Below are 24535 nucleotides of genomic sequence, written 5' to 3' on the forward strand. Positions count from 1 at the left end.
TCGACAGGGGGTGAGACCACGGTAGGAAGCGGGGATACGGGCGACAAGGAACAGGAGCTGCGTGTTCACGCAGGAACGCTGCGCGGTTCCGCCGTTCAGCGCACGTCTGATGCGCCGTCCGGCGCGGGCTGACTCACTCCTGCCTCAGGACTGTCCGGCAGCAGGTGGGACAGCACCATCACACTGATCGTCTTGCGGATGAACGGCTCCTGGCGGATCCGCTCCAGCACCTCCTCGAAGTGCTGCACGTCCCGCGCCCGCACGTGCAGCAGCGCGTCCGCGCCGCCGGTCACCGTCATCGCCGCGGCGATCTCCGGATGGTTGCGCACCACCTCCGCCAGCCGGCGGGGCGGCGCCGCCCCCTCGCAGTACACCTCGACGTACGCCTCGGTGCGCCAGCCCAGCGCCGACGGCCGCACCGTCGCCGTGAACCCGGTGATCACCCCGGACTCTCGCAGCCGGTCCACCCGGCGCTTGACCGCCGTCGACGACAGCCCGACGGCCGCGCCGATCTCGGCGAAGGACGTCCTGGCGTTCGCCATCAACGCGGTGACGATCTTCCGGTCGAGTTCGTCGAACGACGCGGGCCTGCTGTTCATGCGGGCACTGTATCCAGCGCGAACGCCCACGTCCGGGGCATGTCCAGACGTGGAAATCACCCCTACACTCCACCTTCATGCTGCGTGCCCTCGCCGTCGACGACGAACGACCCTCACTGGAGGAACTGCTCTACCTGCTGAACGCCGACCCCCGCGTCGCCGACGCCGAGGGCGCCGGCGACGCCACCGAGGCGCTGCGCCGCATCAACCGCGCGCTGGAATCGGGCCCCGACGGGCCCGAGGCCATCGACGTCGTCTTCCTCGACATCCAGATGCCCGGCCTCGACGGCCTCGACCTGGCCCGGCTGCTCACCGGGTTCGCCCGGCCGCCGTTCATCGTGTTCGTCACGGCCCACGAGGACTTCGCCGTCCAGGCCTTCGACCTCAAGGCCGCCGACTACGTCCTCAAACCGGTGCGCAAGGAACGGCTGGCCGAGGCGGTCCGCCGCGTCGTCGAACTGCGCGCCGCCGCACAGCGCGGCACCGCCGCCCCGCGCATCCCCGTGCACGAACCCGACCCCGACCACATACCCGTCGAACTCGGCGGTGTGACCCGCTTCGTCGCCGTCGACGACATCACCCACGTCGAGGCCCAGGGCGACTACGCCCGCCTGCACACCGGCCGGGGCAGCCACCTCGTACGGATCCCGCTGTCCACGCTGGAGGAGCGCTGGCGCTCCCGCGGCTTCGTCCGCATCCACCGCCGCCATCTGGTCGCCCTGCGCCACATCGGCGAACTCCGGCTCGGCGCCGGCACCGTGAGCGTCCTGATCGGCTCCGAGGAACTCCAGGTCAGCCGACGGCACGCCCGCGAACTGCGGGACCTGCTGATGCGCCGGACCACGGGCTAGACAGGGGGAGCGCACATGCCACAGGACCCGACCGAACGCCGCGTGGTCGTCACCGGCCCGCCCCGCCGCACCCCCCACTCCTCCGGCCGCTACCGCCCGCGCACCGAGATCGACGAGCAGACCACCCTCGGCCACACCTACGTCCGCTCCCTCATGCGCATCCAGCTGCGCACCGGACTCGCCGTGTTCGCCGTCCTCGCCCTGCTCATCGGCCCGCTCCCGCTGGTCTTCGCCGCCGCCCCGGACGCCCGCCGCCTGGAATGGGCGGTGCTCGGCTTCGGGCTCTACCCCCCGCTGGTCCTGCTCGCCCGCTGGTACGTGCGCCGCGCCGAACGCAACGAACGCGACTTCGTACGGCTCGTCGAGGACCGCTGAGACCGGGGACCTCCAGCACCGTGAACTCCACCTACGCCGTCCCCGCCGTCGCCCTCGTCGTCCTCGCGACCGTCCTCGTCGGCGCCTTCGGCCTGCGCATCTCCCGCACCACCTCCGACTTCTACGTGGCCTCCCGCACCGTCGGCCCCCGCCTCAACGCGGCCGCCATCAGCGGCGAGTACCTCTCCGCCGCCTCCTTCCTGGGCATCGCGGGGCTCGTCCTCGTCCAGGGCCCGGACATGCTCTGGTACCCGGTCGGCTACACCGCCGGCTACCTGGTGCTGCTGCTGTTCGTCGCCGCCCCGCTGCGCCGCTCCGGCGCCTACACCCTGCCCGACTTCGCCGAGGCCCGGCTCGCCTCACCGGCGGTACGACGGCTCGCGGGCGCCTCCGTCGTCGGCGTCGGCTGGCTGTACCTGCTGCCGCAGCTCCAGGGAGCGGGGCTCACCCTGACCGTGCTCACCGGAGCGCCCGACTGGCTCGGCGGGGTGATCGTCGCCGTGGTGGTGACCGTCATCGTCGGCGCGGGCGGCATGCGCAGCATCACCTTCGTGCAGGCCTTCCAGTACTGGCTGAAACTCACCGCCCTGCTCGTCCCCGCCCTCTTCCTGATCGCCGCCTGGCAGAACGACGGCGCCCCGAGCCACGCCTTCGACGAGCCGGCCGCCTTCCGCGAACAGCGGGTGGTCCGCGTCGACGACACCCTCGACCTCCGGCTCGAGGAACCGCTCACCGTCACGGTGGACGGCACCGTCGACGGCCGCGACCACGACGGCACCGAGATCGGCCTGTCCGCCGGCACCCACCGCATCGACGGCGGCACCCGGCTCACCTTCGCCGAGGGCGCCGAGGTCCCCGCCGCCGGACGCGGCGCCGACGACGCCCTGTCGCCCTCCCGCGCCGAGTCCCGCGAGGAACGCCCGCTGTACGCCACGTACGGACTGATCCTCGCCACCTTCCTCGGCACCATGGGACTGCCCCACGTCGTGGTCCGCTTCTACACCAGCCCGCACGGCGTGGCCGCCCGCCGCACCACCGTCGCGGTCCTCGGCCTGATCGGCGCCTTCTACCTCCTCCCCCCGGTCTACGGGGCCCTCGGCCGTCTCTACGCGCCCGAACTCACCCTCACCGGCGACGCGGACGCCGCCGTCCTGCTGCTGCCCGGCCGGATGATCGGCGGAACGGCCGGCGACCTCCTCGGCGCGCTCGTCGCCGGGGGCGCCTTCGCCGCGTTCCTGTCGACGGCCTCCGGGCTCACCATGGCCGTGGCCGGCGTGCTCACCCAGGACGTGCTCCCCTCGCGCGGCGTGCGGCACTTCCGGCTCGGCACCGTCCTCGCCATGGCCGTCCCCCTCGGGGCGAGCCTCCTGGTCGGCGGACTGCCGGTGGCCGACGCCGTGGGACTCGCCTTCGCCGTGTCCGCCTCGTCGTTCTGCCCGCTGCTCGTCCTCGGCATCTGGTGGCGCCGGCTGACCCCGCCCGGCGCGGCGGCCGGGATGCTGGTGGGCGGCGGCTCCGCGTTCGCCGCCGTCGCCGCGACCATGGCCGGCTACCCGGGCACGGGGCCCTGGCACGCCCTGCTCGCCTGGCCCGCGCTGTGGTCGGTGCCGCTGGGCTTCCTCACCATGATCCTGGTCTCCCTGGCCACCCCCGGCCGGGTGCCGCCCGGCACGGCGGCGGTACTGGCCCGCTTCCACCTGCCGGAGGAACTCCGTACGGAGGTGTCCGCATGAGCGGCTTCCTCGCCGGTCTGCTCGTCGCCGTCCTGCCCCTGCTGGCCGCCGGGTTCTGGATCGGCCGGCGCACCGCCCGCCCCGCCGGCCTCGCCGGGCTCGGCACCCCCGTCGAGCACGCCACCTTCGAGACCCTGCACACCGCGTCCCTGGCCACGCCCCCGCTGCGGGCCGGCCTGACGGAGGAGACCGCCGGCAAGTCCGCCCGCAAGCTGCGCTCCCTGCTCGGCACGGACGCCCTCTGCCTCACCGACCGCGAACGGGTCCTCGTCTGGGACGGCGCCGGCGCCCACCACCGCGCCGAGATCATGGAACGCCTGACCGGCCCCCTCGACACCGGCCGGGGCGAGGCCTTCCCGCTCACCTGCGGCACCCCCGACTGCCCGGTGCGCTGGGCCGTGGTCGCCCCGCTCACCGTGGACGACCGGGTGCACGGCGCACTCGTCGCCTGCGCGCCCCGCGAGTCCGCGGTCCTGGTCCGGGCCGCCGGGGAGGTCGCCCGCTGGGTCTCCGTCCAGCTCGAACTCGCCGACCTCGACCAGTCCCGTACCCGGCTCATCGAGGCCGAGATCAGGGCCCTGCGCGCCCAGATCTCCCCGCACTTCATCTTCAACTCGCTCGCCGTGATCGCCTCGTTCGTGCGCACCGACCCCGAGCGGGCCCGCGAACTGCTCCTGGAGTTCGCCGACTTCACCCGCTACTCGTTCCGCCGGCACGGCGACTTCACCACCCTCGCCGACGAGCTCCACGCCATCGACCACTACCTGGCGCTGGTGCGGGCGCGCTTCGGCGACCGCCTCTCCGTCACCCTGCAGATCGCCCCCGAGGTACTGCCGGTCGCCCTGCCCTTCCTCTGCCTCCAGCCGCTGGTGGAGAACGCCGTCAAGCACGGCCTGGAGGGCAAGGCCGACACGTGCCGCATCCAGATCACCGCGCAGGACGCCGGCGCCGAGGCCCTCGTCGTCATCGAGGACGACGGCGCCGGCATGGACCCCGGCCTGCTGCGCCGCATCCTCGCCCGCGAGGTCAGCCCCACCGGCGGCATCGGACTGTCCAACGTCGACGACCGGCTCCGCCAGGTCTACGGCGACGACCACGGCCTCGTCATCGAGACCGCCGTCGGCGCGGGCATGAAGATCACCGTCCGGCTGCCGAAGTACCAGCCGGGCGTGCACCTGGCGGGGCGGCTCACCCCGAAGTGAGGCCGGCCGCCCCTCAGGTGCTGCGGGTGGCGACCATCCCCAAGGTGATCAGCCCCAGGACGACCCAGCCGAACCACAGCCAGCCGTTGCTGCCGAGCGCCACCGTGTACGCCGTCACGGCGACCAGGCCGCCGACGGTGAGCACTCCCATGGTCTTCGTCGACGTGGAACCGTTCGTGGAACCGGGCATCGCAACACCCTCCTCATGGTTCGGCTCCCTCCATGGTGCCCCCGTTCTGCCTCCTTACGGTGCACACGACGACATGCGTACCGGATTTCCAGGGCCCCTCACTGGTCCACGACCCGGCTTCGTGGACCGACGGGTCGAAGCCGTAGTCACGCGGCGGCACCTCGCGCGCACGCCGCGTCCGACTCGGTGCGCGCCTCGGAGAGCGTGACGTCCTCGCCCAGCCGGGTGAACCCGAGCACCTGTTCGTCGTACCTCCCGTCGCACGGCACCGGCCGCGCCTCCCGGCGGGACCGCACGTCCAGACAGTCCCGCCGCTGCATCGTCGCCGTGTCGGCGAACGCCGTCCCGGGGCGGCGCAGGTCCCCGAGCGGTCCGTACACCGGTCCGTGCGCCCCCAGCACCAGACAGGCGGTACGCCCCCCGGCCGCATCGACCCCGTCCGCCGTCGGCACGACGGCCAGGCCGCGGACGTCGGCCGGCCGGCCGCGCAGCTCCCGCGTCCGCTCCTCGCACAGGTCCGGGCCCCGCTCCCGGGCCTCCCCGGCCGAGGCGGCCCGGACGAACGCCACGACCTGCCCGTCGGGCGCCTGGTCCGCGCAGGTCGGCAGGATGTTCGCCGGTTTCACGTCCCGGTGCATCACGCCCCGTTCGTGCCCGGCGGTCAGCGCGTCCAGCACGGCCGGCCCGATCCGGGCGCACTCGGCCGGGGCGAGCGGACCGCCCCGGGCGATCAGCTCCCGCAGGTCGACGGCGTCCGCCACGTACTCCATGACGATCCACGGCAGCCCCTCGTGCTCCAGGACGTCGTGCACGGTCACCACGTGGGGGTGACCGCGCAGCCCCGCCGCGTGCCGGGCCTCCGCGCGGGCCCGGCCGACCCGGGCCTCCCGCTCCCGGCCGGGCTCGGCCGGGTCGCCGAACACGACCTCCTTCAGCGCCACCTCGCACGCGAGTCCCCGGTCGTGGGCGAGCCAGACGTACCCCATGCCGCCGCTGCCCAGCCGGTGCAGCAGCAGATAGCGGCCGGCGACGACCCGGCCCGCTCCCGGCGTCGGGGATGAGGGCATCCGGTCACTCCCGGGTCCGACGAGGGCGATCCGCTCCGGTTCCCGGGACGCGGGCCGCACGACCACGACCTCGGAGAGGTCGTACCCCTTCCACTCCTTGTCTCCGTCGTCGAACGACACGGAAATCCTGCTTTTGTCCCCCTCGAAGGGCCGCAGCGGATTTCCGCACGAGCACTTCACCGCAGGCAGTCCCCGCTCGTCGACCGGAATCGCGATTCCCGCCTGGGGCAGCGCGTCGAAGGGAACGGCCTTTCCCTTTGTGTAGTCGTGGTTCCTCACCAGAGTGTCGTGACGCAGGAGGACAGGGGTGAGCCGGTCGAGATACCCCGGTATCTCGTCCGTACGGAGCTCCAGCGCCCCGGCCCAGACGCGTGCCCTGCGGTCGTTGCGGGGTTCGGCGAGGTACCGCTTCGACCGCTCGACGTCGCAGACCGGCGCTTCGCCGGTGCCCCCGTACAGGGGCCGGGCGTGTCCCCCTGCTGCAGACCGCCGTGAGCGGGCCGCGACCGCACGTCGGCGTCCCGTCCGGGTCCGCTGCGCTCGTCGAAGAACGGCGCGAGGGAGGCCGGTCCCCGCGGCCACCGCCCTCACGTCGGACAGGGGTGCGCCGGAATCGCACCCACTGGCGGCAAGAATCGACAATGACAGGACGGCGATCCTCCGAATCGCCGCTTTTCCCGCCCTGTGCATGAACGCGCGCAGTGCCATCACCGCTCCCCCCGGCGGTTTCCCCCGAAGCATTCATGCTACCGGTGGACATTTCCCTTTCAAGGGGGTCCGGGAGACGGTGTATTCAGTTCCCGCGTGCGTTCAGTGAGGCCAGATAGGCGTTGTACGCCTCGAGTTCCTTGTCCCCGTCCCGGTCGGCTGCGCGGTCCTTGCGCCTGGCCTGCCGCTGGTCCGAGGCGTGCCACTGGAACAGCAGCGCGAGCAGCACCAGGACGGAGGGGACCTCACTGAACGCCCAGGCGATGCCGCCGGCCGCGTTCTGGTCGGACAGGGCCTCGATCCCGAGCGAGGCGGGCGGGTTCTCGAACGTCGTGACCATCGGGGTCGACGCCATCATCAGCGCGATGCCGAAGAACGCGTGGAACGGCATGCCCGCGAACAGCTCCAGCATCCGCATCAGATGCCCAGGCCGGTGCGGACCCGGGTCCACCCCCATGATCGGCCAGAAGAAGACCAGGCCGACGGCGAGGAAGTGCACCATCATCGCGATGTGCCCCGCCCTGGAGCCCATCAGGAAGTCGAACAGCGGGGTGAAGTACAGGCCGTACAGGCTCGCGATGAACAGGGGAATGGTGAACACCGGATGGGTGACGACCCGCATGTAGCGGCTGTGCAGCAGCATCAGCAGCAGCTCGCGCGGTCCCGTGCGGCCCCGCCCGGCCGGCGGCAGCGCGCGCAGGGCGAGGGTGATCGGGGCGCCGAGCAGGATCAGGATCGGCGACACCATGCTGATCACCATGTGCTGCACCATGTGCACACTGAACATGACCATGCCGTAGTCGTTCAGCGCGGTGCACATCATGAGCCCGATGCTCAGCACACCGGTGACGAACGCGACGGTCCGCCCCACCGGCCACGTGTCGCCGCGCCGCACCAGACGGACCACGCCCCAGCCGTACAGCGCCAGCCCCAGCAGGCAGGCGATGAGGAAGAAGGAATCCGCCGACCAGGCGAGCCCCCGCCCCAGCGTGAACGGCGGCAGATCCATGGTCATGCCGTGCCCGCTGTGATCCATCCACCGGCTCCAGTTTCGTGCAGGTTGTACGCAATCCGTCCGCACTCAGAGTACGGCCGACCCCGGCCACACCGGTGACCGGGGTCGGGGGGAGCACCCTCCGGGGGCGCGGGGGAGCGCGCGACGGACCACCTGCGGCCCGCGGCGGACCGGGCCCCTATCGGCTATCGGCGCCGCGCGCTCACAGCACGCACTCCGCTTCCGCGTAGCGCTCCTCCGGCACCGTCTTCAGCGTCTCCACCGCCTCCGCGAGGGACACCGTCACGATGTCCGTACCCCGCAGCGCGGTCATCCGCCCGAACTCCCCGCGGTGCACCGCCTCCACCGCGTGCCACCCGAACCGCGTCGCCAGCACCCGGTCGTACGCCGTGGGCGTCCCGCCCCGCTGCACGTGCCCGAGGATCACCGGCCGCGCCTCCTTGCCGAGCCGCGCCTCCAGCTCCAGGGAGAGCTGCCGGGCGATCCCGGCGAACCGCTCGTGACCGTAGACGTCCTTGCCGCCCTCGTCGAAGTCCATGGTCCCGGCCTTCGGCTTGGCCCCCTCCGCGGCGACCACGATCGCGAACCGCTTGCCGGCCGAGAACCGCTCGCCGACCTTGGCGGTCAGCTCGTCGATGTCGAAGGGCCGTTCGGGTACGACGACGGCGTGCGCGCCGGCCGCCATGCCGGAGTGCAGCGCGATCCAGCCCGTGTGCCGGCCCATGACCTCGACGATCAGCACACGCTGGTGCGACTCGGCGGTGGTCTTCAGCCGGTCCAGGGCCTCGGTCGCCACGCCGACGGCCGTGTCGAAGCCGAAGGTGACGTCGGTGACGGCGATGTCGTTGTCGATGGTCTTCGGCACGCCCACTATCGGCAGGCCGTTGTCCGAGAGCAGCCGGGCCGCCTTCAGCGTGCCCTCACCGCCGATCGGGATGATCGCGTCGAGGCCGAGCTCCCGGACGTGCCCCCTGGCCCGCTCCACGCCGTCCCGCAGATGCTCGGGGCGTACCCGGGAGGAGCCGAGGATCGTCCCGCCGCGGGCGAGGATGCCGCTCACCGCGTCGAGGTCGAGCTTGAGGTAGTCGCACTCCAGGAGGCCCTTCCAGCCGTCCCGGAAGCCGATGACCTCGTCGCCGTGGTCGACGACGGCACGGTGCACGACGGACCGGATGACGGCGTTCAGGCCGGGGCAGTCGCCGCCGGACGTGAGGACACCAATGCGCATAGCCCGAAACAACCTTCTCGATGTGGGCCGGGACCGGACCGCGTCGTCCGGCTCGATCTCCGTCACCCTAGCCGCTTCGGGGGGCGGGGCCGCACCTGGCGTCCGCCTGCTGGACGACCCCGCTCACCTGTGCGGACCAGTCGTCAGACGGGCCGGTCGCGCCCGTCCGACACCCGGGTGCCCGCGGCCCGCGGACGCGGGTCCGCGGACCTTCTCAGGCGGGCTGCTGCGCCGCCGAGATGCGCTCGTTGCGCAGCGCCTCGTACCAGTGGTCGTCGGTCGGCGGCAGCGCGTTGACGTCGAGCGCCAGCTTCAGCAGCAGGTCCGCGATCTGCGGGTTGCGGGCCAGCACCGGACCGTGCATGTAGGTGCCGAAGACGGTCTCGTTGTACGCGCCCTCCGTGCCGTCCCCGGTGCCGTTGCCGTTGCCGAAACGCACCTGGGCGAGCGGACGGGCCGTGGGGCCCAGGTGGGTGACGCCCTGGTGGTTCTCGAACCCGGTCAGCGGGGGCAGCCCCAGCTGCGGATTGATGTCCGCCAGTACGTCGCCCACGCACCGGGCGCCCTCGCCGCGCACCGAGACCACGTCGAGCAGGCCGAGGCCGGGCTCGCGCTGGCCGAGGTCGTTGATGAACTCGTGGCCGAGGATCTGGTAGCCGGCGCAGACCGAGAAGACGATCGCGCCGTTGCCCACCGCCCGGTGCAGACCGCCGTCCCGGCGCAGCCGCTCGGCGGCCAGCCGCTGCGGACGGTCCTCGCCGCCGCCGATCAGGTAGATGTCGCCGGAGGTCGGGATCGGCTGGTCGCTGCGCACGTCGAGCCGCGCCACGTCCAGGCCGCGCTGCCGCGCCCGGCGCTCCACGACGAGGACGTTGCCCTGGTCGCCGTACGTGCTGAGCAGGTCCGGGTAGATCCACACGACCCGCAGCTGGTTGTCGCTCACTTCAAGTCCCCTGGGGTGTCGTTGGTCAGTTGCCGACGCGGCGGCGCAGGTCCTGGAACGCGGTGTAGTTGGCGATGACCTCGATCCGGCCCGGCGGGCACAGCTGCACCGCCTGGTCGAGGTTCTCGCAGACCTGGAACTGCTGGTTCGCGACCTCCAGGCGCACCGCGAGGTCCAGCTTCCGGTCGCCGACGACGCAGATCGGGTGGCCGGTCAGCCGGGTGTAGTCGACGTCCCACAGCCAGGAGGTGTCGGTGCCGTCGGCGGAGCGCGCGTTCACCGAGAGGATCACCGGCGTGGGCGGCGGGTCGATCAGCGAGAACGTCTCGAGCCAGCCCGCGGGGTTCTTGGCGAGCAGCAGCCGCAGGTCACGGCCCTCGAACTGCACGACGTCGTAGCGGCCGGCCACGGCCTGCACCTGGTACATGCGCTCCAGGGCCACCTGCGGCGGCACCCCGAAGACGGCGGCGACGGCCGCGGAGCTCGCGGCGTTGGCCTTGTTGGCGCGGCCCGGCAGCTGGAGGTGGATCGGCCAGGCGGAGCCGTGCGGGTCGAGCACGTGGTCCCCGGAGAGCGCCCAGCTCGGGGTCGGCCGGCGGAAGCCGCACTCGCCGCAGAACCAGTCGTCGCCCGGGCGCTGCATCACACCGCCGCAGGACGGGCAGGACCAGGCGTCGTCCTTCCACATCTGGCCGGCGGCGACCCAGATCACGTTGGGGGAGGAGGACGCGGCCCACACCACCAGCGGGTCGTCGGCGTTGGCGACGATCACGGCCTTGGAGCCGGCCAGGCCCTCGCGCCAGTTCTCCGCGAGCATCCGCGTCTCGGCGGCGCGGTCCAGCTGGTCGCGGGAGAGGTTGAGCAGGGCGATGCACTTGGGGTCGGTGTCCCGTGCGACGCCCGCGAGGTACTTCTCGTCGACCTCGATGACGCCGAACTTCGCGTCCGAGCCGCCCGCCAGCGCCGAGGTGATGCCGGCCGGCATGTTGGCGCCGAGCGCGTTGGAGACGACGGGCCCCGCGGCCCGCAGCGCCTCGGCGATGAGCCGGGTGGTGGTGGTCTTGCCGTTGGTCGCCGAGACCAGGACGCAGTCCAGGTTCTGGGCGAGCCGGGCGAGGAGATCGGGGTCGAGTTTGAGTGCCACCCGGCCGCCGATCACCGAACCGCTGCCGCGTCCGGCGGCGCGGGATGCCGCCGCGACCGCCTTGCCCGCGGTCACGGCCAGCTTGGCCCGCGGCGTGAGCGGGTCCGAGTTGCCTGCCATCAGTTCTCGATCCTCCTTGCGTACGCGCCGCGTCTGTGCCTGACGGCCACGTGGTGAGACCTCAGCCTATCGAGATCCATTCGCACTCCAGAACCGCGGCACCATCGTGAGACGGGCGTTGCTGCAAGGACCGTACTCTTGCCGCCATGCGACACGGCTCCATCCCCGGCGTCCACGGACGTGTACGGCCCCTCATCCTGCTCGGCGACCCGGTGCTGCACGCGCCCTGCCGGGAGGTCACCGACTTCGGCCCGGAACTCGCCCGCCTGGTGGACGACTTGTTCGCCACGATGTACGCGGCGCGGGGCGTGGGCCTGGCCGCCAACCAGATCGGCGAGCCGTCGAGGGTGTTCGTCTACGACTGCCCGGACGACGAGGACGTCCGCCACCTGGGCCATGTGGTGAACCCGAGGCTGGTCGAGACGGACGGGGTGGTGGTGCGCGGGCCCGAGGGCTGTCTGTCCCTGCCCGGCCTGGAGGCGGGGACGGAGCGGTACGATCACGCGGTCGTCGAGGGCTTCACGGTGACCGGCGAACCGGTCACGGTCCACGGCACCGGGTTCTTCGCCCGCTGCCTGCAGCACGAGTGCGATCACCTGGAGGGCCGGATCTACGCCGACCGGCTGACGGGATGGCGCCACCGCAGGCTCATGCGTCAGGTGGGCCGGGCTTCCTGGCACCGGCCGGACTGAGCGCTCAGAACCCGGGACCCCCCACCTTGTCCCCCGCGGCCGCCAGGCGCCCCCACAGCAGATCGGCCAGACTCCGCACCAGTTCCGCCCGCGGGCAGGGCCGTTCGCCGAGCCACCAGTCGCCGGCCGCGTGCATCATGCCGACGATGCCGTGCCCCCACACCCGGGCCAGCTGCTGGCCGCCCGGCCCGAGATCCAGCCGTTCCCCGATGACCTGGGCCAGTTCCTCGCCCATCCGGCGCAGCAGCGGTGCCGAGTGCTTGCCGACGTCGAAACCCTGGTCGCTCTGCGACTCCTCCGCCGGATGCATCAGGAACCGGTACACCTGGGGCCGTGCCTCGATCGCCGAGAGGTAGGTGTCCAGGGTGGCCTCGACCCGTTCGCGCCGGTCCGCCGGGGCGTCCAGCGCGGCCCGCAGCGAGTCCAGCAACGCGTCGGTGTGCCGTTTGGCCAGGGCGGCGTAGAGTCCTCCCTTGTCACCGAAGTGCCGGTAGAGGATCGGCTTGGTGATGCCCGCCTCGGCGGCGATCGCGTTCATCGAGGCCCCCGGGCCGTCGCGCAGCACCACCCGGTCGGCGGCCTCCAGCAGCTCGCGCCGGCGTCGGTCGGCGGACCGCTGCTGATCGGTCCGCTGTGTGGTGTTCATGAGCTCTCCCCACCCGTGCTGATTCGGTGACGCCTGCGCAAACTAACACTGAAGGCGATCCGCCCATCGAACGGGATGCCGACCGGTCCTGAGGAGTTGACTTTTCCTACCCGCCGGTAACAGACTCGGGGTTACCGCAAGTAACACGCAGTGTGCCGCTGGAGGGGTCATGGCCGAGTTCACCATGGAGCTCAACGACGAACAGAAGGAGGTCCGGGACTGGCTGCACGGCTTCGCCGCCGATGTGATCCGCCCCGCGGCCGCCGAATGGGACGAGCGTGAGGAGACTCCCTGGCCGGTCATCCAGGAGGCCGCCAAGGTCGGCATCTACTCCCTGGACTTCTACGCCCAGCAGTACTTCGACGCAACCGGTCTCGGCATCCCGATGGCCATGGAGGAGCTCTTCTGGGGCGACGCCGGCATCGCCCTGTCGATCGTCGGCACCGGCCTGGCCGCCGTCGGCGTCCTCGCCAACGGCACCGAGGAGCAGATCGGCACCTGGATCCCCCAGATGTACGGCGATGCCAATGACGTGAAGGTCGCCGCCTTCTGCTCCTCCGAGCCCGACGCGGGCTCCGACGTGGCCTCGATGCGCACCCGCGCGGTGTACGACGAGGCCAAGGACGAGTGGGTGATCAACGGCACCAAGACCTGGGCGACCAACGGCGGCATCGCCAACGTCCACGTCGTGGTCGCGGTCGTCGACCCGGACCTCGGCTCCAAGGGCCACGCCTCCTTCATCGTCCCGCCGGGCACCCCCGGCTGCTCCCAGGGCCAGAAGTTCAAGAAGCACGGCATCCGCGCCTCGCACACCGCCGAGGTCATCCTGGACGACGTGCGCGTCCCCGGCTCCTGCCTGCTCGGCGGCAAGGAGAAGCTGGACGAGCGCCTGGCCCGCGCCCGCGAGAAGGCGAAGCAGGGCGGCATGGGGGTCCCCCCGCTCGAGCGAAGCCGAGAGTGGGGGAGGGTGAAGAACGCCGCGATGGCCACCTTCGAGGCGTCCCGCCCGGCCGTCGGCGCCATGGCGGTGGGCACCGCCCGCGCGGCGTACGAGGTCGCCCTCGACTACGCGACCACGCGTGAGCAGTTCGGCCGCCCGATCATCGACAACCAGGGCGTCGCCTTCCAGCTCGCCGACATGCGCACCCGGATCGACGCCGCCCGCCTCCTGGTGTGGCGCGCCTCCTGGATGGCGATCAACGGCAAGCCGTTCACGGCGGCCGAGGGCTCGATGTCCAAGCTGTTCGCCAGTGAGACGGCCAAGAAGGTCACCGGCCAGGCGATCCAGATCCTCGGCGGCAACGGCTACACCCGCGAGTACCCGGTCGAGCGGATGCACCGGGACGCCGCCATCTACACCATCTTCGAGGGGACGAGCGAGATCCAGCGCCTGGTCATCGCCCGCACCCTGTCGGGCATGCCCATCCGCTGAGACGGCCGCACGGACGGCCCGGCGGTGCGGGCGGCACCGCCGGGTTACCCCCGCCCCGCTTCCGGGGAAGGCTCGTGCGTGACCGACGCGACGGAGGACGCGATGACCCGCACCGCCCGCGACCTGATGGAGGGCTTCACCCGCGACCTGGCCCCGGACCCGCGCGCCAACCCCCTCGTGCCGCTGATCGCCCGCGGCGAGGCGGAGCGGGACGTCCTGGCCGCGCTCGCCCTGGAGCAGCGCCTGGTGATCCCCGCGGACCGCCGCGCGTTCCTGCACCTGGCGGACAGGTCCGCGGCCGAACCGGACTCCGCCGCGTTCTTCACCGCTCTCGCGGAGGGCGAGGCGCTCGCCGGGGAGCACCTGGAACCGTTCGCGGCCGCCTGCGGTGTCGACGCGTCCCGGGCGGACGCCCACGCGCCCCTGCCGGGGTGCCAGGCCTACCCGGCCTACGTCGCCTGGCTGGCCCTCAACGCCGCACCGGCCGACGCCGTCCTGGCCGTGACGGCCAACTTCTCCGCCTGGGGCGGCTACTGCGCCACGATCGCCGAGGCCCTGCGCACCCACTACGGCTTCTCCGACGAGGCCTGCGCCTTCTTCGACTTCTTCGCCGCACCGGCCCCGGACCTCGACCGCACGGCCCGGGCGGCGGTCCGGGCCGCCCTGGACGCGGGCCGCCTGGACGAGCACCGCGCCCGCCGTCACGGGCGTCTCCTGCAGAGCTACGAGGCCATGTTCTGGGAGACCCTGCGGTCCGCGGCCCGGCCGGTCAGGCGGGAGTGAGTTCCTTCCAGACCTGGGCTTCGGTGCCGTTGCACTCGTGGATCTGGACCTGGACGCCGGCTGCGAAGTCCGCGTAGGGCACGTCCAGGCACGCGCCGGACCGGGGGTTGACGAAGCCGGCCGGGACGGTCCGGTCGTAGCGCCACTGCTGGGCGTCGGTGCCGTTGCAGGTGTGGATCTGCACCTTGGTGCCGTTGGCGGTCCCCCCGTCGGCCACGTCCAGGCACTTGCCCGAGTTCGGGTTCACCAGGGTGCCCTCGGGCGTGGTCCTCCAGGTCTGGCCCAGGGAGCCGTTGCAGTCCCACAACTGCACCCTCGTGGCGTCCTCCCGGCCGGCGCCGCTCACGTCCAGGCAGTGCCGGCCGCCGTCGGGGCTGTAGGCGAACTCCGTGGGCGCGGGTTCCGGGCCGGTCACGGTGAACGTGCACCAGGCGGACCAGTCGGACGGGCCGTCGGCGCCCTCGGCGCGGATCCGCCACTGGTAGTCGCCCGGACCGAACGTGCTGGTGGGAATCTGCAGGGCCCACACGTAGCCGGCCCCCGTGTCGGTCCGGAAGGTGCGGAACGGCTGCTCGCCGAGGCGTGCGAACTCCATCGTCCCGTCCAGGCCGGGTCGGGGTTCCAGGCCCTTGACCGAGGCGGCGAACAACGGTGCGGAACCGTTGGCGGTGCTGAACGTCGGCGGGGTCGGGGCGCCGCACTGCTGGAAGCCCGCGTAGGCACCGGTGGAGATCCGCAACGCCTCGGGGACGTCGGGGGTGGCGGCCCACGCGGTGGCGGGAAGGCCGAGGCCCAGGCAGGCGGCCGCCAGCCCCGTGGCCACGGCGGCCGCGGAACGATTCCGTCTCATGGCTGCTCCATCACACGATCGATCACTCGGTCGCTCAGGAGTCCACACCACCGGACGTCCCCCGTCAGCCTTTCCGGTGCCGGCGTAAGGGTTACGTCACATCCCCCGTTCCCGTGCCGGCCGGGTGGATCGCCGGCGGGCGGGGCCTACGGCGCACCCCCACTGCTGTGGGCGATGCACGCCACGTCGATCCGATCGGCGAGCTTCGCGAGCTCGATGGTCAGCGCGGCGACCGTGTCCTCGTCGAGCCCGTCCTCCCCGGCCTCGACGAGCCGGACCCACCGCCCGCCCACCGTGCGCAGCAGTTTGCTGACCTCGGCGGCGGCCACCTGCAAGGTCCCGCGGTCGTCGACGATCAGAGGCAGAGTCACTTCGCGGTTCACAGTCGGGATCGTAGTCGCGCGGGCATCACGCACCCTGCCAAACCGTCGTGATGTTGCAGAACTCGCGGATTCCGTGCCCGGACAGCTCACGTCCGTAACCCGACCGCTTGATCCCGCCGAAGGGGAACGCCGGATGGGACGCCGTCATCCCGTTCACGTACACGCTTCCCGCCTCCAGGTCCCGTACGAACCGGTCGACCTCGGCCTCGTCGCGGGTCCAGACGTTGGAACTCAGCCCGAAGTCGGTGTCGTTGGCGATCAGGACCGCCTCGTCGACGTCCGCCGCGCGGTAGAGCGTGGCGACCGGGCCGAAGGCCTCCTCGCGGTGGATGCGCATCTCCCGGCCGATGCCGGCCAGGACGGTCGGCGGGTAGAACCAGCCGGGCCCGTCGGGGCGCTCGCCGCCGCACAGCACGGTGGCGCCCGCGCGCACGGCGTCGTCGACCAGTTCCTCCAGGTCCTCCCGGCCCCGTTCGCTGGAGAGCGGGCCGACGTCGGTCTCCTCGTCCATCGGGTCACCGACCCTGAGTGCCTTCATGCCCGCGACGAAGCGCTCGGCGAAGGCGTCGTAGACGTCCGTGTGCACGATGAACCGCTTGGCGGCGATGCAGGACTGCCCCGTGTTCTGCGTCCGCGCGGTGACCGCCACCTCGGCGGCCCGGTCCAGGTCGGCGGAGGGCATGACCACGTACGGGTCGCTGCCGCCCAGCTCCAGCACCGTCTTCTTGATCATCTCCCCGGAGGTGGAGGCGACCGCGCGGCCCGCGGGCTCGCTCCCGGTGAGGGTGGCCGCCTTCACCCGCTCGTCCCGCAGGATGTCGTCGACCGCGGCGGAGCCGATGAGCAGGGTCTGGAAGCAGCCCTCGGTGAAGCCCGCGCGGTGGAAGAGGTCCTCGAGGTACAGGGCGGTCCGCGGCACGTTCGAGGCGTGTTTGAGCAGTCCCACGTTGCCCGCCATCAGCGCGGGTGCGGCGAACCGCACCACCTGCCACAGCGGGAAGTTCCACGGCATCACGGCGAGCACCGGGCCGAGCGGCCGGTAGCGCACCAGGACCCGGGAGGCGCCGGAGTCCTTCACGTCGGAGGCGTCGGGTTCCTCGTCGGCGAGGAGTTCCGCCGCGTGATCGGCGTACCAGTGCATCGCCTTGGCGCACTTCGCGGCCTCCGCGCGGGCCTGCCTGATCGGCTTGCCCATCTCCGTGGTGACCACCCGGCCGATGGTCTCCTGGTCCTCGTCGAGGATCTCGGCGGCCCGGTGCATCAGACGGGCACGCTCGTCGAAGGTCGTCGTCCGGTACGTACGGAACGTGGCCTCCGCGAGCTGGATCCGGTGCCCGATCTCCTCCTCGTCCATGGGGTGGTACGTCTTGACCGTCTCGCCGGTCGCCGGGTTCACCGTGGCGATGTGCATCGCTGACCTCCCTGGGGCGGGCTGTGCTTTCCGACCTTCCCGCGCGGTGGTGGGCGGCGCAACGCGGGAGGCCTCCTCAGGGCGAGTGCTCCGCCAGGCGGTCGAGAAACGCGGCCTGCGCGCCGACGATCACCTCGCGGGCCCGCTCCAGGGGGAACCACGCCACCCGGTCCAGCTCCGGGAACTCCTGGATCCGCCCCGACTTCGGCGGCCACTCCATCGCGAAGGTGCCGGGGACGACCGCCGCCGGATCGAGGTCCGCCTCCACCGCCCAGGCGGTGACGGTCTTCCCGCCGGACTGCCGGACCTCCCCGAGCGGTAGGGCCTCCCCGTCCGGCGGCGGCAGCCCCAGCTCCTCCCGGAACTCGCGGCGCGCCGCCTCCCAGGCGGGCTCACCGGGGCCGTACTCGCCCTTCGGCACGGTCCACGCCCCGCTCTCCCGCCGGGCGAAGAACGGGCCACCCATATGACCGAGCAACACCTCGACGCCCTGACCGGTGTGTCGGAACAACAGCAGTCCGGCGCTCCGGGCGCCCTTCACGGCCGTACCCCGGGATGCGCGGCGAGCAGAGCCTTGACCGTGTCCGCCTCCTCGGGGCGCTTGTCCTCGCGGTAGCGGATCACACGGGCGAACCGGAGGGCGACGCCGGCCGGGTAGCGGGTGGAGCGCTGGAGGCCGTCGTAGGCGATCTCCACGACGAGTTCGGGGCGCACCGTCACGACATGACCGCTCTCGTCGACCGCCAGCTCCCGCAGCCGTTCGGTCTGCCAGGCCAGCATCGCGTCGGTCAGGCCCTTGAAGGTCTTGCCGAGCATGGCGAAGCCGCCGTCGGCGGTGCGGGCGCCCAGGTGCAGGTTGGAGAGCTTCCCGGTGCGGCGGCCGTGGCCCCACTCGGCGGCCAGCACCACCAGGTCGAGCGTGTGGACGGGCTTGACCTTCAGCCAGGACGCGCCGCGCCGGCCGGCGCTGTAGGGGGCGTCCAGACCCTTGACCACGACGCCCTCGTGGCCGCGTGCCAACGTCTCGGCGAGGAACTCCTCGGCCGCGCCCAGGTCCCCGGGCCCCGACACGGGAGCGCGCCGCACCCGCATGGGCTCCGGGACCAGCCGGGCCAGTTCCGCGTGGCGCTCGGCGAACGGCAGGTCCAGCAGGTCACGGCCGTCGACGGAGAGCGCGTCGAAGAAGACGGGGGAGACGGGCACCTCCCGGGCGGCCGTCGCCACGTCCACCCGGGAGCCGACCCGGCCGGCGGTCTCCTGGAAGGAGCGGGGGCGGCCGTCCTCGCCGAAGGAGATGACCTCCCCGTCCAGGATGAACCGTTCGCCCGGCAACTCCCGGGCCGCCGCGGTCACTTCCGGCAGCCGGTCGGTGATGTCGTCGAGGGTGCGGGTGTGCACGCGCACGGTGTCCCCGTCGCGGTGGACCTGGACGCGGATGCCGTCGAGCTTCTCCTCCACCGCGCAGGCCCCCAGCTTCTCCACCGCCTCAGCGACCGAGGAGGCGCTGTGCGCCAGCATCGGCAGCACCGGACGGCCGACGGTGAGCCGGAACCGCTCCAGCGCCCCGGGGCCGTCCGCCAGCAGCGCCTCGGCCACCGACTGGAGGGAGCCGGCCAGCATCACCGCCCGCCGCACGGCGGCCGACGGCGCCCCCGTGGCCTGCGCCAGCCCCTCCACCGCGACCGCGTCCAGGGCGCCCTGCCGGACCTCGCCGGTGAGCAGCCCGGACAGGAACCGCTGCTCGTCCCCGGTGGAGGCGCCCAGCAGCTCGCCGACCAGCCGGGCCCGCTCCGCCTGGGAACCCGGGCCGGACACCCGGCCGAGCGCGGTGAGCAGCGCGTCGACCTCGCGCACCGTCAGGGACGGCTCGGCGGCGGGGGCGACCGGACGGCTCAGCGCCTTCCAGCCGACCCCGATCCGGCCCTGCGGCAGCCGCCCCGCCAGATACGGGATGACGACCGGCACGTCGTCCGCCTCCGCCTCCCGGAACAGCTCGGCGAGCAGGGCGATCTTCCGGGACCGCGCCGAGGCGGCGGCGACCTCCTGGGACACACGGGCCAGCCGGGACAGCAGCATGCAGTCATAGTGCTCCGGAGACGGGCGCTCCACACCCCCGCCGTCCGGCGCCTACCCGTCCACCGCGGCGTCCAGGCCGGTCATCAGCAGGTCCCCGACGATCGCGGCCGCCGCGCGGTAGCCGCCGCTCGCCGCGTGCACCACCTGCTCGGAGAAGCCGATCACGTTGCCCGCCGCCCAGACCCCGGGCACCGTGGTCAGACCGGTCGAGTCGATCACCGGGTACGTGCCGAAGGGGGTCTCGTTCATCTCGGCGTCCAGCCGCTCCAGCAGACCCGTCCGCGGCACCGGGCGCGGTCCGACGAAGAGCACGGAACGGGCGTGCGTGGTGCCGTCGGCCAGCCGCACCCCGGTGAGCCGGTCGTCCTCGACCACCAGCTCCGCGACCTCACCGGGCACCACCCCGACCCCGGCGGCGGCCAGCCGGCGCAGGTCCTGGTCGGACAGTTCCTCCTCGGCCACCCCGTGCAGGAAGAAGGTGACGTCCTTCGACCACTGGGACACCATCAGCGCCTGGTGCACGCTCGACGCGCTCGACGCGAGCACACCGAACGCCTGGTCGCGCACCTCCCAGCCGTGGCAGAACGGGCAGTGCAGCACGTCCCGCCCGAACCGCTCGGCGACCCCGGGGACCGCCGGCATCTCGTCCCGCAGCCCGGTGGTGACGACCAGCCGCCGGGCCCGTACGGCCGGTCCCGCCCCGAGCGCGACGGTGAAGTCCCCGTCCCTCGTGACGTCCGTCACCCGGTCCCGGACGAGCTGTACGCCGTAGCGCGCGATCTCCTCCCGGCCCAGCGCCAGGAACTCGGCCGGCGCCATCCCGTCCCGGGACAGATAGCCCTGCATGTGCGACGAGGGCGCGTTGCGCGGCTCGCCCGCGTCGACGACCAGCGTGCGCTGCCGGGCCCGGCCGAGCACCAGCGCGGCGGACAGCCCCGCCGCCCCGCCGCCGACGACCACCACGTCGTACGTCTCGCTTCCGAATGTCTCGTTCATCGTGACCACCTCCACCACGACAGTTCCCCGACCGCTGCCGCATTGACAAACGACTTTGCCGAATCTGCAATACCGGTATGACTACGGACGACGTTCTCGCGGAAGTGGGCCCCCGGCTGCGGCGGATCAGGAAGGAGCGGGAGGTGACCCTCGCGGCGCTGTCCGAGGCGACCGGCATCTCCGTGAGCACCCTCTCCCGGCTGGAGTCCGGACTGCGCAAACCCAGTCTGGAACTGCTGCTGCCGATCGCGCAGGCCCACCAGGTGCCGCTGGACGAACTGGTCGGCGCGCCGCCGGTCGGCGATCCGCGCATCCGGGCGTCCGAGCCGATCCGGCGCCACGGCCGCACCCACTGGCCGCTCACCCGCCAGCCCGGCGGCCTCCAGGCGTACAAGGTGCTGGAACCGCGGCGGAGGCTCGAACCCGAACCGCGTACCCATGAGGGCTACGAGTGGCTGTACGTGCTCTCCGGGAAGCTGCGGCTGGTGCTCGGCGAGCACGACGTGGTGCTCGCGGCGGGGGAGGCGGCCGAGTTCGACACCCGTGTGCCGCACTGGTTCGGATCGACGGGGGAGGGGCCGGTGGAGTTCCTCAGCCTGTTCGGGCCGCAGGGGGAGCGGATGCACGTACGGGCGCGGCCCAGGCGGACGTGACGGACGAGACTGTTCCCCGATGGGCAAGCGACCGCTTAGTATGCGGTGGACCCGGTCAGGCGAACACGACGTTCACGCTCCCGTGGAGGCCCCGCATGCAGGCATGGCAAGTGCACGAGCTCGGCGAGCCGGGCGAGGTGATGCACCTCGCGGAGGCGGCGCGCCCGGCGCCCGGTGACGGGCAGGTCCTGCTGAAGGTGCGTGCCGCCAACATCAACTTCCCGGACGCGCTGATGTGCCGGGGCCAGTACCAGGTCAGGCCGCCGCTGCCGTTCACCCCGGGCGTGGAGATCTGCGGCGAGACCGAGGACGGGCGCCGCGTGATCGCCAACCCCGCGCTGCCGTACGGCGGCTTCGCCGAATACGCCGTCGCGGACGCCGCCGCGCTGCTGCCCGCGCCGGACGCGCTGGACGACGCCGAGGCCGCCGCCCTGCACATCGGCTACCAGACCGGCTGGTTCGGCCTGCACCGCAGGGCCGGTCTGGAGGCCGGCGAGACCCTGCTCGTCCACGCCGCCGCGGGAGGGGTCGGCAGCGCGGCCGTGCAGCTCGGCAAGGCGGCGGGCGCCACCGTCATCGGCGTGGTCGGCGGTGCCGCGAAGGCGTCCGTCGCCCGTGAGCTGGGCTGTGACGTGGTGATCGACCGGCGCGAGCAGGACGTCGTCGCCGCCGTGAAGGAGGCCACCGGCGGCCGGGGCGCCGACGTGATCTACGACCCCGTCGGCGGCCAGGCCTACGCCCAGTCCGCCAAGGCCGTCGCCTTCGAGGGCCGGATCGTCGTCGTCGGCTTCGCGAGCGGGTCCATCCCGAGTCCCGCCCTGAACCACGCCCTCGTCAAGAACTACGCGATCCTCGGCCTGCACTGGGGCCTGTACAACACCAAGAACCCCGGGCTGGTCCGGCACTGCCACGAACAGCTCACCGAACTCGCCGCGCGGGGCGCGATCAAACCGCTGGTGAGCGAGCGCGTGCCGCTCGCCGGGGCCGCCGACGCCGTACAGCGGGTCGCGGACGGTGTCACCACCGGGCGCGTCGCCGTGCTGCCCTCGCCGGAGAACGGAGCCGCCGCATGACCGACGCCGCCGAACTGCGCCGCCGCACCCAGGAACTGCTGGCCGCGCACCCGCCCACCCGCCTCCCGCCGCCACCCTCGAGCGAGGGCCCTGCGGGCCCGCACCCCTCGTCCACCGACACCGACCGCCTCGACTTCCTGCGCGCCCGCTTCGACGCCGGACTCGCCTGGGTGCACTTCCCCGAAGGGCTCGGCGGGCTCGGCGCCCCGCGCTCCCTGCAGGCCGTCGTGGACGCCGAACTGGAGGCCGCCGGGGCCCCCGACAACGACCCGCGCCGCATCGGCATCGGCCTGGGCATGGCCGCGCCGACCATCCTCCAGTACGGCACGCAGGAGCAGAAGCAGCGCTTCCTGAAGCCCCTGTGGACCGGCGAGGAGGTCTGGTGCCAGCTGTTCAGCGAGCCGGGCGCCGGCTCCGACCTGGCGGCGCTCGGCACCCGTGCCGTCCGGGAGGGCGAGCACTGGGTGGTCAACGGGCAGAAGGTGTGGACGTCCAGTGCCCACCTCGCCCGCTGGGCCATCCTCATCGCCCGCACCGACCCGGACGTGCCCAAGCACCGGGGCATCACCTACTTCGTGTGCGACATGACCGACCCCGGCGTCGAGGTGCGGCCGCTGCGCCAGATCACCGGTGAGGCCGAGTTCAACGAGGTCTTCCTCACCGACGTCCGCATCCCCGACGCCCACCGCCTCGGGGAGGTCGGCGACGGCTGGCGGGTCGCCCAGACCACCCTGAACAACGAACGCGTCGCCATCGGCGGCATGCGGCTGCCCCGGGAGGGCGGCATGATCGGCCCGGTCGCGAAGACCTGGCGCGAACGGCCCGGACTGCGCACCCACGACCTGCACCAGCGGCTGCTGAAGCTCTGGGTCGAGGCGGAGGTCGCCCGGCTCACCGGCGAACGCCTGCGCCAGCAGCTCGTCGCCGGACAGCCCGGCCCCGAGGGCGCCGGCCTGAAGCTCGCCTTCGCCCGCCTCAACCAGGAGATCAGCGGCCTGGAGGTGGAACTGAGGGGCGAGGAGGGCCTGCTGTACGACGACTGGACCATGCGCCGCCCCGAACTGGTCGACTTCACCGGCCGCGACGCCGGCTACCGGTACCTCCGCTCGAAGGGCAACAGCATCGAGGGCGGGACCAGCGAGGTCCTGCTGAACATCGTCGCCGAGCGCGTCCTGGGCCTGCCCGCCGAGCCGCGCACCGACAAGGACGTCGCCTGGAAGGACCTGGCCCGATGAGCGCACAGCCCGATCTGCTGTACTCGGAGGAGGAAGAGGCGCTGCGCGCCGCCGTCCGGGACCTGCTCACCGATCACTGCGACGCGGCGGGCGTGATCGCCCGTACCGAGTCGGACGCCCCGCACGACCTGTCCCTGTGGAAGGCGCTCGCCGACGGCATGGGCCTCGCCGGCCTGCTGGTCCCCGAGGAACGGGGCGGCCAGGGCGCCACCCACCGCGAAGCCGCCGTCGTCCTGGAGGAGCTGGGACGCGCGGTCGCTCCCGTGCCGTATCTGACGAGCGCCGTGGTGGCCACCGAGGCGCTGCTGGCCTGCCGGGACGGCGGCGACCTGCTCGCCGGGCTGGCGTCGGGGCGCGTGATCGGCACCCTCGCCGTCGGCCTGCACACCGCTCCCGGCGCCGCGTTCGCCACCGTGCGGACGGCGGGCGGCACGCTGCACGGGGAGCTGACCGGCATCGCGGACGCCGCCGTCGCCGACGTCCTGCTCGTACCGGCCGACGACGGCGGGCTGTACGCGGTGCGGGCCGACGCGGTCACCGTCACCCCGCAGGTCTCCCTGGACCTGACCCGACCGGTGGCCCGGGTGACCCTGGACGGCGCGCCCGGGCACCGGCTGGGCGACGCGGCGACCGCCGTGCACCGCGCCCTGCGGGCCGGTGCCGGACTGCTCGCCTCGGAGCAACTCGGCCTCGCCGACTGGTCGCTGACGGAGACCGTCCGCCACCTGAAGGACCGCACGCAGTTCAACCGCCCCGTCGGGGGCTTCCAGGCGCTCAAGCACCGGCTCGCCCAGTTGTGGCTGGAGGTCGTGAACCTCCGCGCCGCCGCCCGGGGCGCCGCCGACGCGCTCGCGACCGGCGAGGACGCCGACGTGGCGGTCGTCGTCGCCCAGGCCTACGCCGCGCCCGTCGCGGTCCGGGCCGCCGAGGAGGCGCTGCAACTGCACGGCGGCATCGGCATGACCTGGGAACACCCGGTGCACCTCCACCTCAAGCGGGCCAAGGCCGACTCGATCGCCTACGGCACGGCGGGCGCCCACCGCGAGGCGCTGGCGGAACTGGTCGACCTGCGGGCGCCCTGACCGGTCGAATCACGCAAGAAGCCCGCCCCACCGGGGGCGGGCTTCTTC

Annotated in this window: 24 protein-coding genes and 2 pseudogenes; 11 read left to right on the forward strand and 15 right to left on the reverse strand. The window is 72.8% G+C overall.

The window, feature by feature from the left end:
* Positions 1–95 precede the first annotated feature (95 nt).
* Positions 96–599 carry an Lrp/AsnC family transcriptional regulator gene (locus ACFY3N_RS29880; RefSeq protein WP_390819896.1) on the reverse strand — a complete coding sequence of 168 codons (504 nt, stop codon included), beginning with the start codon at positions 597–599 and terminating at the stop codon, positions 96–98.
* Positions 600–676: 77 nt separating this feature from the next.
* On the opposite strand from ACFY3N_RS29880, the gene ACFY3N_RS29885 reads away from it, so the two are divergent.
* Genes ACFY3N_RS29885 through ACFY3N_RS29900 form a run of 4 tightly spaced genes read left to right on the forward strand, consistent with a single transcriptional unit; the run spans position 677 to position 4760 of the window.
* A complete protein-coding gene (locus ACFY3N_RS29885) occupies positions 677–1450 on the forward strand; it encodes a LytR/AlgR family response regulator transcription factor (protein WP_390819897.1) in 774 nt (257 codons plus the stop codon).
* Between the two features lie 15 nt (positions 1451–1465).
* Positions 1466–1825: a hypothetical protein gene (locus ACFY3N_RS29890; protein ID WP_390819898.1), complete on the forward strand. Its 360-nt coding sequence runs from the start codon at positions 1466–1468 to the stop codon at positions 1823–1825.
* A 20-nt stretch (positions 1826–1845) separates the two neighbouring features.
* On the forward strand, positions 1846–3558 hold the full coding sequence (locus tag ACFY3N_RS29895; RefSeq protein WP_390819899.1) for a cation acetate symporter: 1713 nt from the start codon (positions 1846–1848) through the stop codon (positions 3556–3558).
* Complete coding sequence (locus ACFY3N_RS29900; protein ID WP_390819900.1) at positions 3555–4760, forward strand: sensor histidine kinase; 1206 nt, start codon at positions 3555–3557, stop codon at positions 4758–4760. The genes ACFY3N_RS29895 and ACFY3N_RS29900 overlap by 4 nt, the downstream gene beginning before the upstream one ends.
* 13 nt (positions 4761–4773) lie before the next feature.
* Here ACFY3N_RS29900 and ACFY3N_RS29905 read toward each other — a convergent pair whose 3' ends face one another.
* The 7 genes and pseudogenes from ACFY3N_RS29905 to ACFY3N_RS29935 form a co-directional block, all read right to left on the reverse strand.
* On the reverse strand, positions 4774–4950 hold the full coding sequence (locus ACFY3N_RS29905; protein ID WP_030865508.1) for a membrane protein: 177 nt from the start codon (positions 4948–4950) through the stop codon (positions 4774–4776).
* A 13-nt stretch (positions 4951–4963) separates the two neighbouring features.
* Positions 4964–6017, reverse strand: a pseudogene (locus ACFY3N_RS29910) (septum formation family protein).
* Between the two features lie 15 nt (positions 6018–6032).
* Positions 6033–6758, reverse strand: a pseudogene (locus tag ACFY3N_RS29915) (DUF6777 domain-containing protein); the annotation flags it as partial.
* 52 nt (positions 6759–6810) lie between these two features.
* Entirely contained in the window at positions 6811–7761 is a 951-nt protein-coding gene (locus ACFY3N_RS29920; protein ID WP_390819901.1) for a cytochrome c oxidase assembly protein, read from the reverse strand.
* A gap of 181 nt (positions 7762–7942) precedes the next feature.
* Positions 7943–8968: a 6-phosphofructokinase gene (locus ACFY3N_RS29925; protein ID WP_390819902.1), complete on the reverse strand. Its 1026-nt coding sequence runs from the start codon at positions 8966–8968 to the stop codon at positions 7943–7945.
* Positions 8969–9182: 214 nt separating this feature from the next.
* Positions 9183–9911 carry a type 1 glutamine amidotransferase gene (locus ACFY3N_RS29930; RefSeq protein WP_390819903.1) on the reverse strand — a complete coding sequence of 243 codons (729 nt, stop codon included), beginning with the start codon at positions 9909–9911 and terminating at the stop codon, positions 9183–9185.
* A gap of 25 nt (positions 9912–9936) precedes the next feature.
* The gene (locus tag ACFY3N_RS29935) at positions 9937–11175 is read right to left on the reverse strand and encodes a MurT ligase domain-containing protein (protein WP_390819904.1); all 1239 of its coding nucleotides are present in this window, start codon (positions 11173–11175) and stop codon (positions 9937–9939) included.
* A 146-nt stretch (positions 11176–11321) separates the two neighbouring features.
* On the opposite strand from ACFY3N_RS29935, the gene def reads away from it, so the two are divergent.
* Positions 11322–11867, forward strand: coding sequence for a peptide deformylase (gene def, locus ACFY3N_RS29940; protein WP_390819905.1), 546 nt, complete (start codon positions 11322–11324; stop codon positions 11865–11867).
* Positions 11868–11871: 4 nt separating this feature from the next.
* Here def and ACFY3N_RS29945 read toward each other — a convergent pair whose 3' ends face one another.
* Positions 11872–12513: a TetR family transcriptional regulator gene (locus ACFY3N_RS29945; RefSeq protein WP_390819906.1), complete on the reverse strand. Its 642-nt coding sequence runs from the start codon at positions 12511–12513 to the stop codon at positions 11872–11874.
* A gap of 169 nt (positions 12514–12682) precedes the next feature.
* Between ACFY3N_RS29945 and ACFY3N_RS29950 the strand changes: the two genes are divergently transcribed.
* Together ACFY3N_RS29950 and ACFY3N_RS29955 are read left to right on the forward strand one after the other, a co-directional pair.
* Positions 12683–13945, forward strand: coding sequence for an acyl-CoA dehydrogenase family protein (locus tag ACFY3N_RS29950; RefSeq protein ID WP_390819907.1), 1263 nt, complete (start codon positions 12683–12685; stop codon positions 13943–13945).
* 102 nt (positions 13946–14047) lie between these two features.
* A complete protein-coding gene (locus tag ACFY3N_RS29955) occupies positions 14048–14728 on the forward strand; it encodes a transcriptional regulator (RefSeq protein WP_390819928.1) in 681 nt (226 codons plus the stop codon).
* On the opposite strand, the gene ACFY3N_RS29960 is transcribed toward ACFY3N_RS29955, so the two are convergent.
* From ACFY3N_RS29960 to ACFY3N_RS29985, 6 genes are all read right to left on the reverse strand, one after another.
* Complete coding sequence (locus ACFY3N_RS29960; RefSeq protein ID WP_390819908.1) at positions 14715–15578, reverse strand: RICIN domain-containing protein; 864 nt, start codon at positions 15576–15578, stop codon at positions 14715–14717. The two genes, ACFY3N_RS29955 and ACFY3N_RS29960, sit on opposite strands and share 14 nt — an antisense overlap.
* A gap of 146 nt (positions 15579–15724) precedes the next feature.
* Positions 15725–15961 (reverse strand): DUF6213 family protein, encoded by a 237-nt coding sequence (locus tag ACFY3N_RS29965; protein ID WP_390819909.1) that lies wholly within the window; start codon positions 15959–15961, stop codon positions 15725–15727.
* Between the two features lie 25 nt (positions 15962–15986).
* Positions 15987–17372: an NADP-dependent succinic semialdehyde dehydrogenase gene (locus ACFY3N_RS29970; RefSeq protein WP_390819910.1), complete on the reverse strand. Its 1386-nt coding sequence runs from the start codon at positions 17370–17372 to the stop codon at positions 15987–15989.
* Between the two features lie 76 nt (positions 17373–17448).
* Positions 17449–17913, reverse strand: coding sequence for an NUDIX domain-containing protein (locus tag ACFY3N_RS29975; RefSeq protein ID WP_390819911.1), 465 nt, complete (start codon positions 17911–17913; stop codon positions 17449–17451).
* Positions 17910–19448, reverse strand: a complete 1539-nt coding sequence (locus ACFY3N_RS29980) for an ATP-dependent DNA ligase (protein WP_390819912.1) — start codon at positions 19446–19448, stop codon at positions 17910–17912. The genes ACFY3N_RS29975 and ACFY3N_RS29980 overlap by 4 nt, the downstream gene beginning before the upstream one ends.
* Positions 19449–19499: 51 nt before the next feature.
* Complete coding sequence (locus tag ACFY3N_RS29985; RefSeq protein WP_390819913.1) at positions 19500–20444, reverse strand: NAD(P)/FAD-dependent oxidoreductase; 945 nt, start codon at positions 20442–20444, stop codon at positions 19500–19502.
* A gap of 77 nt (positions 20445–20521) precedes the next feature.
* On the opposite strand from ACFY3N_RS29985, the gene ACFY3N_RS29990 reads away from it, so the two are divergent.
* From ACFY3N_RS29990 to ACFY3N_RS30005, 4 genes are all read left to right on the forward strand, one after another.
* Positions 20522–21097: a helix-turn-helix domain-containing protein gene (locus ACFY3N_RS29990; protein ID WP_390819914.1), complete on the forward strand. Its 576-nt coding sequence runs from the start codon at positions 20522–20524 to the stop codon at positions 21095–21097.
* Between the two features lie 95 nt (positions 21098–21192).
* Positions 21193–22170, forward strand: a complete 978-nt coding sequence (locus ACFY3N_RS29995) for an NADPH:quinone oxidoreductase family protein (RefSeq protein ID WP_390819915.1) — start codon at positions 21193–21195, stop codon at positions 22168–22170.
* Positions 22167–23405 (forward strand): acyl-CoA dehydrogenase family protein, encoded by a 1239-nt coding sequence (locus ACFY3N_RS30000; RefSeq protein WP_390819916.1) that lies wholly within the window; start codon positions 22167–22169, stop codon positions 23403–23405. The genes ACFY3N_RS29995 and ACFY3N_RS30000 overlap by 4 nt, the downstream gene beginning before the upstream one ends.
* A complete protein-coding gene (locus tag ACFY3N_RS30005) occupies positions 23402–24487 on the forward strand; it encodes an acyl-CoA dehydrogenase family protein (protein ID WP_390819917.1) in 1086 nt (361 codons plus the stop codon). Before ACFY3N_RS30000 ends, ACFY3N_RS30005 begins: the two co-directional genes overlap by 4 nt.
* The last annotated feature ends 48 nt before the right edge of the window (positions 24488–24535 follow it).

The organism is Streptomyces sp. NPDC000348 (assembly GCF_042898795.1).
In the GTDB taxonomy this organism is placed as follows: Bacteria; Actinomycetota; Actinomycetes; order Streptomycetales; family Streptomycetaceae; genus Streptomyces.

Bases quoted from the DNA above. Each gene is read 5' to 3' on its own strand.
- ACFY3N_RS29880 (WP_390819896.1), bottom strand. From the start codon at position 599: ATGAACAGCAGGCCCGCGTCGTTCGACGAACTCGACCGGAAGATCGTC.
- ACFY3N_RS29885 (WP_390819897.1), top strand. From the start codon at position 677: ATGCTGCGTGCCCTCGCCGTCGACGACGAACGACCCTCACTGGAGGAA.
- ACFY3N_RS29890 (WP_390819898.1), top strand. From the start codon at position 1,466: ATGCCACAGGACCCGACCGAACGCCGCGTGGTCGTCACCGGCCCGCCC.
- ACFY3N_RS29900 (WP_390819900.1), top strand. From the start codon at position 3,555: ATGAGCGGCTTCCTCGCCGGTCTGCTCGTCGCCGTCCTGCCCCTGCTG.
- ACFY3N_RS29905 (WP_030865508.1), bottom strand. From the start codon at position 4,950: ATGCCCGGTTCCACGAACGGTTCCACGTCGACGAAGACCATGGGAGTG.
- ACFY3N_RS29920 (WP_390819901.1), bottom strand. From the start codon at position 7,761: ATGGATCACAGCGGGCACGGCATGACCATGGATCTGCCGCCGTTCACG.
- ACFY3N_RS29925 (WP_390819902.1), bottom strand. From the start codon at position 8,968: ATGCGCATTGGTGTCCTCACGTCCGGCGGCGACTGCCCCGGCCTGAAC.
- ACFY3N_RS29935 (WP_390819904.1), bottom strand. From the start codon at position 11,175: ATGGCAGGCAACTCGGACCCGCTCACGCCGCGGGCCAAGCTGGCCGTG.
- def (WP_390819905.1), top strand. From the start codon at position 11,322: ATGCGACACGGCTCCATCCCCGGCGTCCACGGACGTGTACGGCCCCTC.
- ACFY3N_RS29945 (WP_390819906.1), bottom strand. From the start codon at position 12,513: ATGAACACCACACAGCGGACCGATCAGCAGCGGTCCGCCGACCGACGC.
- ACFY3N_RS29950 (WP_390819907.1), top strand. From the start codon at position 12,683: ATGGCCGAGTTCACCATGGAGCTCAACGACGAACAGAAGGAGGTCCGG.
- ACFY3N_RS29955 (WP_390819928.1), top strand. From the start codon at position 14,048: ATGACCCGCACCGCCCGCGACCTGATGGAGGGCTTCACCCGCGACCTG.
- ACFY3N_RS29960 (WP_390819908.1), bottom strand. From the start codon at position 15,578: ATGAGACGGAATCGTTCCGCGGCCGCCGTGGCCACGGGGCTGGCGGCC.
- ACFY3N_RS29970 (WP_390819910.1), bottom strand. From the start codon at position 17,372: ATGCACATCGCCACGGTGAACCCGGCGACCGGCGAGACGGTCAAGACG.
- ACFY3N_RS29980 (WP_390819912.1), bottom strand. From the start codon at position 19,448: ATGCTGCTGTCCCGGCTGGCCCGTGTGTCCCAGGAGGTCGCCGCCGCC.
- ACFY3N_RS29985 (WP_390819913.1), bottom strand. From the start codon at position 20,444: ATGAACGAGACATTCGGAAGCGAGACGTACGACGTGGTGGTCGTCGGC.
- ACFY3N_RS29990 (WP_390819914.1), top strand. From the start codon at position 20,522: ATGACTACGGACGACGTTCTCGCGGAAGTGGGCCCCCGGCTGCGGCGG.
- ACFY3N_RS29995 (WP_390819915.1), top strand. From the start codon at position 21,193: ATGCAGGCATGGCAAGTGCACGAGCTCGGCGAGCCGGGCGAGGTGATG.
- ACFY3N_RS30000 (WP_390819916.1), top strand. From the start codon at position 22,167: ATGACCGACGCCGCCGAACTGCGCCGCCGCACCCAGGAACTGCTGGCC.
- ACFY3N_RS30005 (WP_390819917.1), top strand. From the start codon at position 23,402: ATGAGCGCACAGCCCGATCTGCTGTACTCGGAGGAGGAAGAGGCGCTG.